Source organism: Aquimarina callyspongiae (genome assembly GCF_034322225.1).
GTDB lineage: Bacteria > Bacteroidota > Bacteroidia > Flavobacteriales > Flavobacteriaceae > Aquimarina.
The window spans coordinates 463,021-480,716 of the sequence record NZ_JAXLPA010000004.1; the positions used below are offsets into that span (position 1 = coordinate 463,021).

A 17,696-nucleotide genomic window follows, 5' to 3' on the forward strand; every position below is an offset into this window, starting at 1 on the left:
AGTCATGAAAATAAAAAAAACAATCGTAAAACTAATTGTTTATGGAACAATTTTGTTGTCTACAACATTTCTCTTTAAAAATATAGCTAAAGAAAAAACAGGCAACTTTTCAAATATCGCAAATAACTTATCAAATGTTGATAATACTTCTTACTACTTTGTCGGATCTAGTAGAGTTCAAAAAAGTATAAATCCCGAAATATTAAGGAAAAACTTTAATAACAAAAATATTCATAATGTAGGTATCAGTGGTTCCACCTTTTTAAGCAATTGTATTCTAGCAGAATATTTAATTAAAAAACAAAAGTCTAGTACAATTTTTATTGAGCTATCACCAGTAATTCCAAAATTAGCGACAGGGCTTATAAAATTCTCGGATGAAGTTAACCTAGACCTGTTAAAAAGCTTTAATCAATTCAATAAATATGAAAACGTCAGAAAAAAACTCTTCAATACCCTAAATGTATTAAATCATTATTCTTTCTCTAAATTAACAGTAAAAGAAAATATAAAAGAAGTACTTGGACAACCCAATTTAAATGACGAAAAAAGATTGATGGGTTTTGTCTCTGTAAATGAAAATAATTTTAATTCAACAACACCTTTTATCACCTATAAAGAAATTAACTCTTCTTTTAAACAAAATGAAGAATTAAACACTCATAAGAATTACATTAATCATTTATTAAAATTAGGCAAGCAATATAACTCTAAAGTAGTATTCTTCTTACCTGTTACATATAGAAATCAGAAAGAAAAAAATATAGTAATACCCTTGTTCCAAGAGCTACCAGATAGTCTAAAAATAAAATACTCTGAGAAATTCATTAAGACTATTACCGATTCAAAATATTTATCTGATAATAATCATCTTAATAATATAGGGGCCAAGAAATATTCTCAACTATTAGGCCCACTTTTAGGAACCTATTTTGAAAACAAGTAACCTTCTCTCTATACAATAATGATTCAAACGATCGTACATTACGGATTTCATTTATTAATTCCTTTAGGTATTGCATTGATCTTCTTTCCTAAACAATGGAAAAAAGTATATCTTATTTTTCTAGGTGCAATGTTAATTGATTTAGATCACCTTCTAGCAAGTCCTATTTTTGATTCAAACCGATGTAGTATAGGTTTTCATCCTTTACATAGCTACTATGCAATTTTTGTATACACAGGAGCTTTATTTCTCAAAAAAACCAGGGTCTTCGGTTTTGCTTTACTTTGGCATATAATAACAGATCAATTAGATTGTTGGATGATGTAGGTCAGAAATGAAATGTATTTAAAACCTAACCCTAGTATAAATAGGGTAATGATCTGATAATTCTTCATCAAAACTCTCAAAATTTAAGACTTCAAAATCCTTAGAAACCAATATAAAATCAATTCTGGCAGGAAATAATTCAAACTTGAACGTTTTACCAAACCCCCTTCCCGCTTCTTTAAATGTATCTTGTAAATTCTCAGATTTAATTTTATCATATACATAGGAATATGCCGTGTTATTAAAATCTCCCATCACAATATTTTTATATGGTGAAGATTTCATGTGAGTAATCAAATGTTCTGCCTGATCTTGCTGTTTTTTAAAAGAGACTCCAATACGTTTTAATAATTTTTGAGAATCTGCCTTCGCTAAATCATCAGTTTTAGAACTAATCCTATGTGATTGCAAATGAATATTGTATACTCTAACCGTATCTACTCCTTTTACGATATCAGCAAAAATGACATTATTAGCCGTGTTCTTAAAATTAAGAGATCCTTTATTCACAAAAGGGTACTTAGAAAAAATAACCAAAGCCAATTCTTTTCTATTATGATTAAAGTATTCATACTTATGATCATATTGACTAAAATCAATACTAGAGTTATTATAATATTCCTGAGCGCAAAAAACATCAGGATCTTGTTCTCTCACCAATTTTGAAATATCCTGCGGAATAGTATTAGAATCTATCCAATCAAAACGATTGAAACTATGCACATTATAACTTAATAAAGAAACACTATTTTCTATATCATCAGAAGATTTACCTCTAAGCTTATATAGTGAGGTTACATGAGAAAAACCTAAAATTAAAACTACCAGAGAAAGTGTTACTTTTTTATTGAGAAGTATTGCCCAATACACTAAAAACAGAACATTTATCACAATAAGAATTGGTACAGCGAGACTTAACACCGATAATAATGGAAATGTTTTGGGAGATACATAAGGTAGTAAGTAGGACAATAATAAAGCAAAAGCTGCTATAGAATTTGTCAAAAAAACTATCTTATTGATCAATTTCTTCATACACCTACTCCTTCCCCGCTTTAAACAAAAAGTCTTTTTCTTCCTTTGTCAGGCTATCATAACCACTCTTACTAATTTTATCTAAGATAGCATCTATCTGAGCCTGATTTGGATTCTTTGGGGTTGGAGTTTTCTTGGCAGATGTTTTTCGAGTTTTAGACTTATGAACTGTTTTTAAAGGACTTTTTTTAGAAGGCTTAAAAATAGTAACCAATCCATCAATCATTTTTTCAAACCAAGCCCCTATATCATTACCTTTTTTAAGTTGGATAGCATATGCATATCCAAAAATTGCACCGCCCATATGTGCTATTAAACCACCGGCATTACCAGAACTAGGTAACTGTATTAAATCAGATAACACAGCAAATACACCTATATGCCATAGTTTAACATTAAAAAAGATGAGTCTCACTTCGGTATTTGGCGTATAAGATGCAATAAAGATTACAATAGCCAATACAGAAGCAGAAGCTCCTATTAGATAACCAACTTTCCCACTTAAAACGGGAAAAAGATTGTAAGCCAAAACAAATAATACCCCTCCACATATAGCTCCTAATAAATAGATTGTTAGAAACCTTTTTTCATTAAATAAATTTAAAACAAATCGTCCGAATAAATATAACATGAGCATATTCCAGAAGATATGCCAGAAGTCAAAATGTAAAAAACTATAGGTAAGTAATCCCCAAATCTGTAATACTAAAGCATTAATCTCTGTAGGCAATACAAACCACTTCATCAAAGACTCTGGATTGGTTTTAAAAATCCAGGAACCTAGTGTTGCGAACAAAAAAATAACCGTATTGATCGCTATAAGTTTAATAACAATATTAGCCGTTTTAAACTGATATGTCAATGAGTTTGCTGCCATAATATTAATCCCAACGATGTTGATTAAACGAATTCTTTTTCCAGTACCACATAGTAATAAACCCAATTACTGCACCACCTATATGCGCCCAATGAGCTACATTAGAAGGTCCAAGAATAGCCTGACCTGTTATCCCTCCGTATAAATCTAATAAGAAATATCCTCCGATAAGATATTTTGCCTTTATAGGTATTGGTATAAATATTATATACAAAGGTAAATTAGGATACAATACAGCAAAAGCTGCTAACACTCCAAAAATTGCTCCTGAAGCTCCTACCATAGGTGTAGCATACGCTCCTATCATTCTCTCTGTTAAATCCTGAGGGATATTAGGATAAACTTTATATTGCCCGGATGATATTGTATTCTGAATAAATTCTGTAATCTCACTTGGAGAAAAACCAGCTTCAATATACGCTTGAAATCCAGGATTAAATTGAAAATAAGTAAATAAAATTTGAAATCCTACAGCCCCTAATCCTGAAGAAAAATAAATAAAGAGGAATTTTTTCTGACCAATTGCACTTTCCAAATGACTTCCAAACATGTATAAAGCAAACATGTTAAAGAAAATATGACCTCCATCCGCATGCATAAACATATGCGTAACGATCTGCCATATTTGGAAATTATCATTTTTTGGAAACCATAAAGCAAAAAATTGAAATGCATTATCACCAAGACTTATTGATCCAACAAAAACAATAATATTTATAATCAATAAAACCTTTACTGTATCTGTAATTCTTCCCATTTATATTTTAAAATTTCTTATCGATCTCATCTACTGTTAACGTGATGAAAGTCGGCTTATTATCTGGTGTTATTTTTGGTTCAGTACAGGCAAAAAGACTATTAACCATATACTGTTGTTGTTCTAAATCAAGATCCACCCCTGTTCTAATAGCTACACTCTTTGCCATCGATCTGGCTAATAAATCTGTTTGTGAAAAACCACTATCCGGTACTTCATTCTCAAGATCACTTAACAGTTGCTCTAACAAAAGTGATATCTCTTTTTCTGTAGCAACTGTAGGGATTCCAGTAATTTCTACTTCACCTTCAGATAGGTCTCCAAAAATAAATCCTGTATTTTGTAACTGTTCTTTTACTGTTTCTAACAAAGTTATTTCTTTTTTAGAAAAAGAAAGCTTTATAGGGAACAACAATTGTTGACTTACTGTATTTGCCATTGTTATACTTTTTAACAATTCTTCATACAGTATTCTCTGATGTGCACGATGCTGATTTATAATTACCATCCCGCTTTTTATGGTAGTTACAATATACTTTCTTCTAAGCTGGTATGTGGTATTATGCTCTAATTCTGTTTTTTTATCTCCTTCAAATAAAGATCCCGTTACCTCAGCACTTTCAAACTGAACTGAAGAAAATCCTTCGTCTGATTTTTCAGGAGTAGCCATTTCTGATTCAAGACCTACATAAAGATTCTCCCAGTCTCCTGCTGATTCTTTTTTAAAAGAACTATAATTCTTGGTCGAAGGTGTTGTTACAGTTCCTTTTTCATCTTTAAAAGGATTAAAACTTCGATCCACCTCAATTTTTGGAGCTTGTGCCATTTTGCTTTTATATTCATAAGGCGTATCCATTGATGAATCTCTATTAAAATCTAAGACTGGAGCTACATTAAACTGCCCTAAGCTATGTTTTATTGTAGAACGCAACATTGCATATAATGCATGTTCATCATCAAATTTAATCTCAGTTTTTGTGGGGTGAATATTAATATCTATTGATTTAGGATCTACTTTTAAATAAATAAAGTAGCTAGGATGTGCTTTATCTTTTAACAATCCTTCAAAGGCAGCATTTACCGCATGATTTAAATAGGCACTTTTAATAAATCGATCATTAACAAAGAAAAACTGTTCTCCTCTGGATCTTTTAGCATACTCTGGTTTGCCTACAAACCCGCCTATGGTCACTAAATCAGTTTCTTCTTTAATAGGAACCAATTTTTCATTAGTCTTTCCCCCAAAAATATGAACTATTCTTTGGCGATCATTAGATATAGGCAGATTAAACACCTCACTACCGTTATGATACATATCAAATCTAATATCAGGGTGCGCCATAGCTACTCGATGAAACTCATCTATAATGTGACGAAGTTCTACTGCATTAGATTTTAAAAAATTACGTCTTGCTGGTATATTATAAAAAAGATTTTTTACGCTAATTGAAGTTCCTTTTGTAGTAACACAAGCTTCTTGTGAGGTAACTTCACTACCTTCAATCTTTATCTCTGTTCCTACTTCATCTGATTCCTGACGGGTTTTAAGCTCAACATGTGCTATTGCAGCAATAGAAGCCAATGCTTCTCCTCTAAATCCTTTAGTATCTATTTGAAAAAGGTCTTCTGCTGCTTTTATTTTTGAAGTAGCGTGACGCTCAAAACTCAATCTTGCATCAGTAACACTCATTCCTACACCATTATCAATAACCTGGATAAGTGTTTTTCCTGCTTCTTTTATAATTAATTTTATTTGATCGGCTTTTGCATCTATTGCATTCTCAAGTAACTCTTTTACTACTGAAGCGGGTCGTTGAACAACCTCTCCGGCGGCAATTTGATTGGCTACGTGATCTGGTAATAGTTGTATGATGTCAGACATTAAGAACTGGTAAAGAATATTGACAAATCAAAATCTATGAGATATAAAAAAATAAGAAGTAATATAGCAACAATCAATAAAACTCGATTATTTACCTTTCTATCAGAATCATGTCTTAATTCTTCCCAAGCTGTTTTTAAAGTAGTCTTAACCCCTTTGTTCTTACCTACCGTACTACGGTATTTATCAAACTTATGTTCCATTTGATATGGACTACCCTCTCCATTATCATCCCAGTATCTAGGTGAATAATTAAACTTTTTATTTTTTCGCGTCTTGAAGATTCCCATAATATATAGTTTCAAAGGTACTTAAAATTGCTTTGTAATCTAAATCTTTTAGCATTACAATAACATCAAGATATTAACAACAAGGATCATGCCAGCCTTATAAATCATAGATTAAGCAGCGCAATTAATACGGGAATTCTTAATTACCTGTAGAATAGGCAAACCACAAAAATATCTAGAAATAGTTACAGCTTAAAACTTAGCCTCTTTGCGCAATTGCGCCATTTTAATTGCTGCGATTGCTGCCTCTGTTCCTTTGTTACCATGCTTACCTCCTGAACGGTCGATGGATTGTTGCATGTTATTATCTGTTAGTACACAAAAAATAACCGGGATATCACTAGTGATATTAAGATCTTTTATTCCTTGAGTAACTCCTTCGCATACAAAATCAAAATGCTTAGTTTCTCCCTGAATCACAGATCCAATTGCTATTACTGCATCAAGCATATCATAGCTTTCTTGCATTTTTTTACAACCATAAATAAGTTCAAAGCTCCCTGGAACGTTCCACCTTACTATATTTTCTTTCATCACTCCGCAATCTCTCAAAGCATCAAATGCTCCTTGAAACAAGCCTTCAGTTATAGTATCATTCCATTCTGAAACAACAATCCCAAATCGAAAATTTTTCGCATTTGGGATTGTCGATTTATCGTATTGTGATAAATTTTTATTCTCTGTTGCCATAGTATGTGTCAATGGTATCTTTTGTAGTTTAAAGTTACTAAAAACTCAAAACCATAAATTACTGCATTGCTTTTGCTCTTCCTAAATGTACATCAACTTGGTTAGCTTCTGCACTTCCTGCGAATTCATTTTTAATTCTTTCTAAATAAGGAATTGCTACTTCTGGTTTATCCAAAGATATAGCTGTTATTGCTGCTTTTAATAAAAACTTAGGAGTAGTAAACTCATTAGTTTTAGTATTTGCAGCTTTTTCATAATATCCTAATGCCTCTCCCACTTGATCTAATTGAGAAAATGCATCTCCAATACCTCCAATAGCCAATGGACCTAGCATCTCATCATCACTTTTGAATTTATCAAGATAATCAATTGCTTCTTGATATTTATTCATATTTAGATATGCAAAACCAGCATAATAATTAGCTAAGTTTGCTGCATCAGTACCTCCATAGTTATCTATGATTTGTAAAAAACCATATTTACCTTCTCCTCCATTAAGTGATAAATTATATAAAGAATCTCTAAGAGTACTGTTACCATTAACAGCATTGTCAAAATATTGTTGTGCTTTAAACATTTCATTAGATGCTTCCTGTTCTTTAGGCTCCTGAATAAATTTCTGATATCCAAGGTAAGCTAAAACAACAAGAGCGATAATTCCAACAATTGAAAATATATACTTTTGATTGGCCGCAACCCATTCTTCTGTTTTTGAAGCTCCTTCATCCAAGGTATTAAACACCTCTGCAGTGGTAGATTGATCTTCTATTACCTCTACTTCTTCGGCTTTATTTTTCGGTTTGTATCCGCGTTTCTTGTAAGTTGCCATAAATTTTCTTTAATGAAGGGCAAAAATAAAATTTTTATTCATAATTAAAAGCACAACTATTTATTATTTTTCAATAATTTGCACAGATTAATTACGAATTTTATTATAATTACGATCCGTTGAAGATCAACGATTTATGATTTTAAAATCTCTTTCTTTACTTAATTACAAGAATTTTGAATCTATCAATTTTGAATTTGATGATAAGATAAATTGCTTAGTAGGAAACAATGGCGTAGGAAAAACCAATATTCTAGACGCTATCTACCACTTATCTTTTGGTAAAAGTTATTTCAATCCAATTACCGGTCAAAACATTAGGCACAATGCTGATTTTTTTATGATTGAAGGTAGTTATGAAAAAATGGAACGAGATGAAAAAGTAATCGTTAGCGCTAAAAGAGGTCAGAAAAAAATAATTAAACGCAATGGTAAAATATATGACACGTTTAGTGAACATATTGGTTTTTTACCATTAGTTATTATTTCTCCAGCCGACAGAGATTTAATTACAGAAGGAAGTGGTACTCGCCGCAAATTTATTGATGGAGTAATTTCTCAAAGTGACCCCAATTACCTTTCTATACTATTAAAATATGGTAAAATTGTTTCGCAACGTAATTCTTTATTAAAATATTTTAATGCCAACCATAGTTTTGACCCTACAGCTTTAGACGTTTACAATCAGCAATTACAAGAATATGGTAGCGTTATACATCAAAAAAGAAAAGAGTTTTTAGAAACTTTTGTTCCAATATTTATTCATAGATATGAAGCTATCAGCTCTGGTAAAGAAAATGTAGCTCTTGCATATCAAAGTAAATTACATGAAACTGATCTATTAACACTACTCGAGCAAAATATAGCAAAAGACAGAATGCTTCAATACACCAGTGTTGGGGTTCATAAAGATGATTTAATATTTGAAATAGAAGGATATCCTATAAAAAAGTTTGGAAGTCAGGGACAACAGAAATCGTTTTTGATAGCCTTAAAACTAGCTCAGTTCGATTTTATAAAAAAACAAAGTAAAGTAAATCCAATCTTACTCTTAGATGATATTTTTGACAAACTTGATGAAAAGCGAGTTGAACATATCATAAAACTTGTTGACGATCAAAATTTTGGACAATTATTTATTAGTGACACCCATGCTGAACGTACCGAAAGTGTTGTAAAAAAAATCTCTCAATCATATAAAATCATTAATTTAGAAAGCAGGTGATTTTTAAATATCTAACATGGTATCACTTCTTAAAAGTAACACCATAAGAATTTTAAAAAACGGATTGCTATTTCGGCTATCTAAAAATGAAAACCAAAGAAATACTACATACTACGAAGCACAGACCTTGGGAAATTCCTGACAAACCATGGAAATTCTATCAAGAATGGAATAATGCTATATTTCTTCATTGGGAAGTGGACTATGACATATTAAGAAAACAAGTTCCTAAAGAATTAGAAATAGATCTATTTGAACAAAAACCCTGGGTTTCGGCTGTGGTATTTGCTATGGAAAAAATAAGGCCTAAAAATTTACCTTCGTTTCCTCCTGTTTCTAATTTTAACGAAACCAATATTAGAACTTATGTACGTTTTAAAGGAAAACCTGGTGTTTATTTTTTAAGCATCGAAGCTGATAAAAGAATATCCTGTGCAATAGCAAAAGGTATCTCTGAATTACCATACCGATTTTCAGAAATGAAAAGAGAAAAAAGTAGTTTCACTTCTAGAAATCAAAAATTTAAGGATCAATTAAATTTTGAATACATATTAGGAAAAAAGGTGACCAACAAAACTGCTACAGACAAATGGTTAACTGAGAGATATGCTCTTTTTCAAGATACCCGTAGTTCTATAAATCAATTCGAAATTCATCATATTGAATGGCCCATTCAGGAAGTAAAGATTAGCAAATTAAATATCAATTATCCTAGATTTAGTGACCTTATTCATTCTACACCTGATATAATTAATTACTCTCCTGGTATTCAAGTGATCGCCTGGGGAAAGAATAAAGTTAAAAAATGAACAGAATAAAATTTTACATAGTATTCATTTTGATAGTTTCTTGCACAAAAACTAATCCTGAAGAATATATTAAACACCTACCCGGTTATTGGGAGATAGAGCGAGTTATAAGACCTGATGGAAGCGAAAAAAAATACAACTTCAATCAAAGTATTGATTTTTTTGAGGTTAAAGATTCTACAGGTATTCGAAAAAAACTACAACCTCAACTCAATGGCAACTTTATAATCAGTGGTAATAACGAATCCTTTTCTCTTAGAGTAGAAAACGACAGTTTAAGAATCTATTATAAGAATACTCTTGACGATTGGAAAGAAACTATTATTTCTATAAAAGAAAATACCATGACTATCAAAAATGAGACTGGGAATGTTTACTTTTACAAGAGGTATCAAAAGATAGAATTATAATGGCAAAAAGACAAAATGAGCATCAAAGCCTTAGTGATGTATTAAAGGATTTTGTAAGTGACAACAATCTTCAAAAAGGGCTTGATAAAGTAGAGGTTAAAGATATCTGGGAGCAAATTATGGGACCTGCCATTACCAAGTACACTCAAAATATCAAACTAGATAGAGATACATTATACGTACAATTAACCTCTTCTGTATTGCGCGAAGAACTTAGTTATGGAAAAGAAAGAATCATAACCAACCTTAATGAAGGATTGGGTAGAAGTTTGATCAAAAAATTAATCTTAAGATAATTCGTCTTTAAGACGGTCTTTTACAAATTCTATTTTAGTTTTTCCGTGTGGAGAAGGTTTTCCTTTTTCATTAAGGTTAACCATGGTAATATTTTCGACTTTTATGATCGTTTTTCTGGTGAGCTTATTCCTCACCTCGCATTTTAGAACTAAAGAAGTAATTCCAAATTTTACTACATCCATGCCGATTTCTATAATATCACCCAGAACTGCAGAACTTACAAAGTTAATTTCTGACATATACTTGGTTACTATTCTTCTACTTTGTAATTGAATAACTGCATAGATAGCTGCTTCTTCATCTATCCATTCTAATAATCTACCTCCAAACAATGCCCCAGCAGGATTAAGATCTTCATGCTTCACTACTTTACGAGTATGATACCTCATATTACCACTTTATTTTCAAACAAAATTACCGAAAATAAAACAGAAGTTTTTAAAAGTAAGAAATGAAAAAAGAAACAAAAATTGAAAAGACACCTATCTAATTAACTACTAATTGTTCGCAAAACTCCGTGCCATCGGGACAAGTATTTGATTCTGCTCTTATACATATCGTATAAGTACCAGGGGAAAATTGACGAGTAAGCGTATTATTTCCTCCAGCACCTCCTCCATTATCCACAACCATTCCATCTACCAACCATTCAAAAGGCGTTGTATCAATACCTGAAAATGCAGCAATAAAGTCATAGCTAGATGTGTTTCCTTGTTGTTCTATTGTAAACGCCAGGTCAGGACATATAGGTTCTACCATAACCTCTCTACAAAACTCTGTGCCTTGAGGACAAGAAGTAGCTTCTGTTCTGATACATATATTATGCGTACCAGGTGTTAACTCTAAAAACAGCATATTATCTCCATTTGCTCCACCATCTGACTCTACCATATCATTATCGAGGAACCATTGATATGTAACATCAGTTATTTGATTAAAACTTGCTGTAAAATTATATCCAAGAGTTTCAGGTTCCTGTTCAAATTCAAAAAACAAATCAGGGCAAAATGAATCTATTACAATCTCCCTACAAAAAACAACCATTTCTGGGCAATCAGCAATATCTGCTTTCATACATACTTGATACGTTCCAGAAGCATTAAAACTATGTACTAACATATTGTCACCTTGAACACCTACCCCATCTTCTTCTATGAACTCATTATTTATGTACCACTTATATTTATCTACTAGTTGTAAATCAGGAAAACTTGCAACAAACTTATATTCTAACTCTAAGTTATTAGTTACTTCTGAAGTAAACCCTAACTGCGGACAAAACTCACAATTGTTTATAATTCTATAAAACCCGAAATATGTGTTAATCTCCACTTCAGTTGAATTGGGAGCCACAAGAACATTTACAGGAAATTTAAATCTTGGCTGATAATCTACTCCTTGATTTTGCCAGAACACATCAAATTCCTCGGCAGAATCAACGGTAACTTCTTCATTAGTTTGTGATAGTAAGGTAATCGGATAATCAAATGTAAAACACCTATCAGAAAACTTATCTAACTCATCACGTAGAGTATCAAACCCACATTCTCGTAGCACGCTTATCAAAGCTGTTTCATTCTCGATAGTTATAGGACCATCACTATTTCTATATATAATCTGAATAGGAAACTCTAATCCTGTTATATTGAAATTGATGCTTTGACTTGAAATCACATCGATCAAGCCTCTAAAATTATCTATTCGTATTGTCGAATCATTATTGTATCCCAAAATAATTGGATAAACAAACCTAAAACAAAGCTCATTCTCTAAAGAAGAAGTATCTACAGCGCGAAAATCATTAAGAATACTAACCACAGCAGTACTGGCTGTGATATCATCTCCAGAGTTATCCGGAATAAAGGAATCATCATTAACACAAGAATTTAATAGTACAAGTTGCACTATTAATAAAACTCTAAAATATGTAATTAATCTCCTCAAAATAAACATGTTTTGATATAAGTATAACGTTTATACAACCATTTACCCTACCATATTTATGAATTTATTTATTATGGATCAATGTATAAAAATTAAATTAGAATCAAAAAAAGATCCCGCAACCCCCTATTTTCCCTCTAAGCAAAACCTAATTCTACAGTTTTAAATAAAATTTAAAAAGTAAAAAATATTATTTAGTCGTATTTAACATAATTCCTTACAAATAAAAAGATAATTCTTTGTTAAAAACAATAATTAACCATTGATTTTAACAATCACTTGTTAATCTTTTATTCATTTTTGCGCCACAAACCAATAAATTATTACACAATAATGAAATTATTAACAAAAAACTTGTTAATACTGCTATCAGTATTAGCGATGCAACTCTCGTTTGCTCAAAAAAGTTCTGTGGATGGTAAAGTCACAGACGACAACGGCTCTCCTTTGCCTGGTGTAAATATTGTCATAAAAGGCACCAGCTACGGAACTCAAACAGATTTTGATGGATTATTTTCTCTTCAGGTAGAAAAAGGAAACACTCTCGTATTTAGTTATCTCGGTTTTGGAGATCAAGAAGTAGTTATTGGAGATGAAAAAAACCTTAACATCCAACTTGTACCTTCTGCTTCTCAACTAGATGAAATTGTAGTTACAGCTCTCGGAATCTCAAGAGATAAGAAATCTCTTGGATATTCTACTCAAGAAGTTGGAGGAGAAGACTTAAACAGGGTAAAAACTTCAAATTTTGTAAACTCTCTATCGGGAAAAGCTTCTGGGGTTCAGATTAAAAGAAACAACAACTTAGGTGGTTCTACCAATGTTGTAATTAGAGGTAATGCTTCATTAACAGGAAGTAACCAGGCTTTATTCGTGATTGATGGAGTTCCTATTAATAATACGAATACGAATACAGCAGGTCAAGGACAAGCAAGAGGCGGATATTATGATTATGGAAACGCAGCTTCGGATATTAACCCAGAAGACATAGAATCTATTAATGTGCTTAAGGGTGCTGCTGCATCAGCTTTATATGGTTCCAGAGCGGCAAATGGTGTTATTATGATTACTACCAAAAAAGGTGATAAATCCAAAGGGATGGGAGTTACTCTTAACTCAGGAATAACATTTGGATCTATTGACAAAAGCACTTTTGCGAAGTATCAAACACAATATGGTGCTGGCTATGGTCCTTATTATGGCCCAAATGAAGATAGTTATCTGGATTTAGTGGATATTGATGGTGATGGTAATTTAGATTTTGTTACACCTTTAACAGAAGATGCTTCTTATGGTCAAGCTTTTGATCCTAATATTTTAGTATATCAATGGGATGCTTTTGATCCGGATTCTCCAAACTATTTAACCGCAACTCCTTGGGTAAATGCAAAGAATGGTCCTATTTCCTTTTTTGAAACGCCAGTTACTATTACAAACTCTATATCGGTAGATCAAGGCTTTGATCAAGGAGCTTTTAGATTAAACTATACTCAATTTGATCAATCAGGTCTTATGCCTAATAGTTCAATTAAGAGGCATAACTTTTCTATGAACGGAAGTTTTAATCTTAATGAAAAACTAACGGCTACTGGTTTTGCAAATTATATCAAAACAGATGGTTTAGGTCGTAATTCTACTGGTTATGGAGACAATATTGTCGGAATGTTTAAACAATGGTGGCAAACCAATGTAGATATCAAACAACAAAGAGATATCTACTTTGCCACCAGAAGAAATATAACCTGGAATCCTGCCTCAAGAGATGCCGGATCTGCTCCTATTTATTGGGATAATCCCTATTGGACAAGATATGAGAATTTTCAATCAGACACCAGAAATCGATTCTTAGGTAATGTTTCTTTAAACTATATCGTAACAGATTGGTTTAATATTACTGGTAGAGTAGCAACAGATACTTATTCTGAGCTGCAAGAAGAACGCAGAGCAAATGGTAGTGTTGCCAGTAATTTTGGAGTAAGTCGAGGTAATGTAGATTCTGGATATTCGCGTAGAAATATTCAAAATACCGAGACCAATTACGATTTAATGCTAAACTTTGACAAAGACTTAAATGAAGAGTTAAATATTAAAGGTATCCTAGGTACTAATATCAGGAGAAATCATTTTCAATCTATTTTAGCTTCTACAAGCGGTGGATTGAGTGTACCTAGATTATATTCTTTACAAAATAGTGTAGATCCTTTACCACTACCTGTTGAACAAGATCAAAAGGTAGGTGTTGACGGTATTTATGCCAGTGCGTCTTTAGGATACAAGAATATGTTATTTGTAGATGGTACCATAAGAAGAGATCACTCTTCTACATTACCTGAAGATAACAGTACTTTTTACTATCCATCTATTGCAGCAAGTTTTGTATTTTCCAATGTAATACACACAGAAATTATTTCATTCGGAAAAATAAGAGCCAATTATGCCGAGGTAGGTAACAGTGCTCCTTTTGACTTTTTATATGACAGTTACAATATAAATACTCCTATCGGAAGCGCCAGTACATCTGTAGGCGATATAAAAAAGAATCCTAACCTAAAACCAGAGAGAACTACAAGTCTTGAATTAGGTTTGGAAATGAAACTTTTAGCCAATCGAGTTGGTTTTGATTTTGCTTATTACAAGAACAACTCCATTGATCAGATTTTTGGAGTACCAGTGAGTACCGCAACAGGGTACACTTCTAAAATTTTAAATGCTGGAGAAATCGAAAACAACGGAGTAGAATTATCTGTGTACGGAACTCCAGTTAAAACAGCAGATTTTTCTTGGGACGCATCTGTAAACTGGTCAAAAAACAAAAATGAGGTAGTTTCTCTGGAAGATGGTATTGAAAATCTTCAATTAGGGTCTTTTCAAGGTGGTATTACGATCAATGCATCTGCAGGACAACCATATGGTGTAATACAAGGAACAGATTATACATACTTAAACGGGCAACGGGTTGTAGACCCCGCAAATGGTCAGTATATTAAAACTTCTACATCTAATAATGTAATTGGAGACACTAACCCAGATTGGTTAATGGGGATCACAAACAAGTTTAATTATAAAAACCTGGCTCTTAGTTTCTTAATCGACATTCAACAAGGAGGTAGTATTTTCTCTTTAGATCAATATTACGGAAGAGCGACAGGATTATATGAAGAAACTGCTTTTATTAATGATCTAGGAAACCCCGTAAGAAATTCATTAGCCGACGGAGGTGGTTTTATCAATCCTGGAGTAAATCCTGACGGAAGCACAAATACCACAAGAATCAGAGCAGATCGTTTTGGTGCTTTTGGATATAGAAGAGGTCTTCCGGATGCTGCTTTTGTGTATGACGCTAGTTATGTAAAATTGCGTGAAGTTGCACTGACTTATACACTTCCTAAAAAACTATTAGAAAACACGTTTATCAATAATGTAACTATTAGCGCAATTGGTTCTAACCTTTGGATCATTCACAAAAATATTCCTCATGAAGATCCTGAGGGTGGTTTGAGTTCTGGTAACCTACAAGGATATTCTACAGGTTCCTTACCTACCACCAGAGACATTGGTTTTAATTTAAGAGTACAATTCTAAAAATAGTAGCGATGAAAAAATTAATAATATTAATTACAGCAGTAATTATAGCTTCTTGTTCTGATAATTTAGAAGATCTAAATCAGAATATTAAAGACCCTTCTTCCGTTCCAGGAGAAACCCTATTTACAGGTGCCCAGAAAAATTTAGTCGATCAAATGGTTGATTTAAATGTGAATAACAATAACACCAAGCTTTGGGCTCAGTATCTGCAAGAAACCACTTATACAGATGAAAGTAATTATGATCAGGTAACCAGAACCATTCCTGAAACTCATTGGAGTGTTTTATATAAAGATGTTTTAAAAGATCTTGATGAAGCTTCTAAAATTATTACTGCTACAGAATATTCATTACCAGATGATATAGACAACAAAGCAAATAAGTTACAGGTTATAGAAGTATTGACCATATATGCATATAGTGTATTGGTAGAAACTTTTGGAAATGTTCCTTATTCTGAAGCCCTGGATATTGATAATTTATTACCCGTTTATGATGATGCAGAAACTGTATACAGAGATTTGATTAGCAGACTTACTGTTGCTATCAATGCTTTGGACACTTCAAATGGAAGTTTTGGCTCTGCAGACAATATCTATAGCGGAGATGTAACTTTATGGAAAAAATTTGCTGCTTCTCTTAAATTAAGAATGGGTATTTTGATGTCTGATGTAGACAATGCATTTGCAAGAACTACCGTAGAAGAAGCCGTTGTCAGTGGTGTCTTCTCAAGTCGCTTGGACAATGCTAATTTCACTTATTTATCTGCTGACCCTAATACAAATCCTGTACACGCAAATCTAGTATTGAGCGGAAGACAAGATTTTGTTGCCGCAGTAACAGTTATAGATATGATGAATACTTTAAACGATCCCAGAAGACCGTTATATTTTGAAGAAGTACCTGGAACAGGCACTTATATTGGCGGTAACATAGGAAGTACTTCAAGTTTTGCTTCACATTCTCATGTTTCTGACCAGGTGGAAGAAGCAACAGCTCCTGGTGTTATTTTTGATTATGCTGAAGTTGAATTTCTATTAGCAGAAGCAGCTGCAAGAAACTTTACTGTTGGAGGTACAGCAAAAAGTCATTATGACGCTGGTATTATCGAATCTATAGAATATTGGGGAGGTTCAAATGCTGATGCCTTAACATATTTAGCTCAACCAACAGTAGATTATGATACAACTCTAGCTACAAGTACAGCTACAGTACCTTGGAAAGAAGTAATAGGTAATCAAAAATGGCTGGCATTATTTAATAGAGGGATTGAAGCCTGGACTTCCATACGACTTTTGGATTATCCTTTGTTGGCAACTCCTGCTGAAGCGGTTTCAGGTTTTCCTACCAGATATACATATCCTATCGTAGAGCAAACCCTAAACGGAACCAATTGGGATGCTGCTGCCACTGCCATAGGTGGAGATCTAGCAGAAACCAAACTTTTTTGGGACCTTAATTAGTGATCATATCGCAACTTTTATAATAAAGAGGTCTATAATAGGCCTCTTTTTTTGTGAAGTAATCCCTGAATACACTTCAGGATTTAACAAAGCATTGATATTTTTTATAGGGTAATTATAGTACATTAGAAGTAATAATATTAACCAATACACATCATGAAAAATATTTGCACAATTCATTTTATTCGATCTTCTTATTAGCATGTAATTCTTTTTATAATCTCATAGTATTCTAGCACAAAGAATATATGCTCTATTTAAAGATATTGACAGTTCTATTTTTAAGTTCTTGTCATACAACTACGCTAGATTTCATTAAAACAGAAAAAC

At 32.5% G+C, this 17,696-nt stretch carries 17 protein-coding genes; 8 read left to right on the forward strand and 9 right to left on the reverse strand.

Annotated features, from left to right (window positions below; translation table 11 throughout):
• Positions 1–4: 4 nt before the first annotated feature.
• Together U0D62_RS18645 and U0D62_RS18650 are read left to right on the forward strand one after the other, a co-directional pair.
• On the forward strand, positions 5–946 hold the full coding sequence (locus U0D62_RS18645) for a hypothetical protein (protein WP_322288844.1): 942 nt from the start codon (positions 5–7) through the stop codon (positions 944–946).
• An 18-nt stretch (positions 947–964) separates the two neighbouring features.
• Positions 965–1,273, forward strand: coding sequence for a DUF6122 family protein (locus U0D62_RS18650; RefSeq protein WP_322288845.1), 309 nt, complete (start codon positions 965–967; stop codon positions 1,271–1,273).
• Between the two features lie 18 nt (positions 1,274–1,291).
• On the opposite strand, the gene U0D62_RS18655 is transcribed toward U0D62_RS18650, so the two are convergent.
• The 7 genes from U0D62_RS18655 to U0D62_RS18685 all read right to left on the reverse strand — a co-directional run bounded on the left by U0D62_RS18655 (position 1,292) and on the right by U0D62_RS18685 (position 7,633).
• Positions 1,292–2,278, reverse strand: a complete 987-nt coding sequence (locus U0D62_RS18655; protein ID WP_322288846.1) for an endonuclease/exonuclease/phosphatase family protein — start codon at positions 2,276–2,278, stop codon at positions 1,292–1,294.
• Between the two features lie 34 nt (positions 2,279–2,312).
• Positions 2,313–3,185, reverse strand: coding sequence for a rhomboid family intramembrane serine protease (locus U0D62_RS18660; RefSeq protein ID WP_322288847.1), 873 nt, complete (start codon positions 3,183–3,185; stop codon positions 2,313–2,315).
• A gap of 4 nt (positions 3,186–3,189) precedes the next feature.
• Positions 3,190–3,942, reverse strand: coding sequence for a rhomboid family intramembrane serine protease (locus tag U0D62_RS18665; protein ID WP_322288848.1), 753 nt, complete (start codon positions 3,940–3,942; stop codon positions 3,190–3,192).
• A gap of 7 nt (positions 3,943–3,949) precedes the next feature.
• Positions 3,950–5,824, reverse strand: a complete 1,875-nt coding sequence (mutL, locus tag U0D62_RS18670; protein ID WP_322288849.1) for a DNA mismatch repair endonuclease MutL — start codon at positions 5,822–5,824, stop codon at positions 3,950–3,952.
• Positions 5,824–6,114, reverse strand: a complete 291-nt coding sequence (locus U0D62_RS18675) for a riboflavin synthase subunit beta (protein WP_322288850.1) — start codon at positions 6,112–6,114, stop codon at positions 5,824–5,826. Before U0D62_RS18675 ends, mutL begins: the two co-directional genes overlap by 1 nt.
• Before the next feature lie 192 nt (positions 6,115–6,306).
• Complete coding sequence (gene ribH, locus U0D62_RS18680) at positions 6,307–6,804, reverse strand: 6,7-dimethyl-8-ribityllumazine synthase (RefSeq protein WP_322288851.1); 498 nt, start codon at positions 6,802–6,804, stop codon at positions 6,307–6,309.
• 58 nt (positions 6,805–6,862) lie between these two features.
• Positions 6,863–7,633, reverse strand: coding sequence for a tetratricopeptide repeat protein (locus U0D62_RS18685; RefSeq protein ID WP_322288852.1), 771 nt, complete (start codon positions 7,631–7,633; stop codon positions 6,863–6,865).
• Positions 7,634–7,769: 136 nt separating this feature from the next.
• Between U0D62_RS18685 and recF the strand changes: the two genes are divergently transcribed.
• From recF to U0D62_RS18705, 4 genes are all read left to right on the forward strand, one after another.
• Positions 7,770–8,858, forward strand: coding sequence for a DNA replication/repair protein RecF (recF, locus tag U0D62_RS18690; protein WP_322288853.1), 1,089 nt, complete (start codon positions 7,770–7,772; stop codon positions 8,856–8,858).
• A gap of 86 nt (positions 8,859–8,944) precedes the next feature.
• The gene (locus U0D62_RS18695) at positions 8,945–9,667 is read left to right on the forward strand and encodes a YqjF family protein (protein ID WP_322288854.1); all 723 of its coding nucleotides are present in this window, start codon (positions 8,945–8,947) and stop codon (positions 9,665–9,667) included.
• Entirely contained in the window at positions 9,664–10,077 is a 414-nt protein-coding gene (locus tag U0D62_RS18700; RefSeq protein WP_322288855.1) for a lipocalin family protein, read from the forward strand. The genes U0D62_RS18695 and U0D62_RS18700 overlap by 4 nt, the downstream gene beginning before the upstream one ends.
• On the forward strand, positions 10,077–10,373 hold the full coding sequence (locus U0D62_RS18705; protein ID WP_322288856.1) for a DciA family protein: 297 nt from the start codon (positions 10,077–10,079) through the stop codon (positions 10,371–10,373). Before U0D62_RS18700 ends, U0D62_RS18705 begins: the two co-directional genes overlap by 1 nt.
• On the opposite strand, the gene U0D62_RS18710 is transcribed toward U0D62_RS18705, so the two are convergent.
• On the reverse strand, positions 10,365–10,763 hold the full coding sequence (locus U0D62_RS18710; protein ID WP_322288857.1) for an acyl-CoA thioesterase: 399 nt from the start codon (positions 10,761–10,763) through the stop codon (positions 10,365–10,367). The two genes, U0D62_RS18705 and U0D62_RS18710, sit on opposite strands and share 9 nt — an antisense overlap.
• A gap of 97 nt (positions 10,764–10,860) precedes the next feature.
• Complete coding sequence (locus U0D62_RS18715; RefSeq protein WP_322288858.1) at positions 10,861–12,318, reverse strand: hypothetical protein; 1,458 nt, start codon at positions 12,316–12,318, stop codon at positions 10,861–10,863.
• A 333-nt stretch (positions 12,319–12,651) separates the two neighbouring features.
• On the opposite strand from U0D62_RS18715, the gene U0D62_RS18720 reads away from it, so the two are divergent.
• Positions 12,652–15,900 (forward strand): SusC/RagA family TonB-linked outer membrane protein, encoded by a 3,249-nt coding sequence (locus U0D62_RS18720; protein ID WP_322288859.1) that lies wholly within the window; start codon positions 12,652–12,654, stop codon positions 15,898–15,900.
• A gap of 11 nt (positions 15,901–15,911) precedes the next feature.
• Complete coding sequence (locus U0D62_RS18725) at positions 15,912–17,366, forward strand: SusD/RagB family nutrient-binding outer membrane lipoprotein (RefSeq protein WP_322288860.1); 1,455 nt, start codon at positions 15,912–15,914, stop codon at positions 17,364–17,366.
• Positions 17,367–17,696 lie beyond the last annotated feature (330 nt).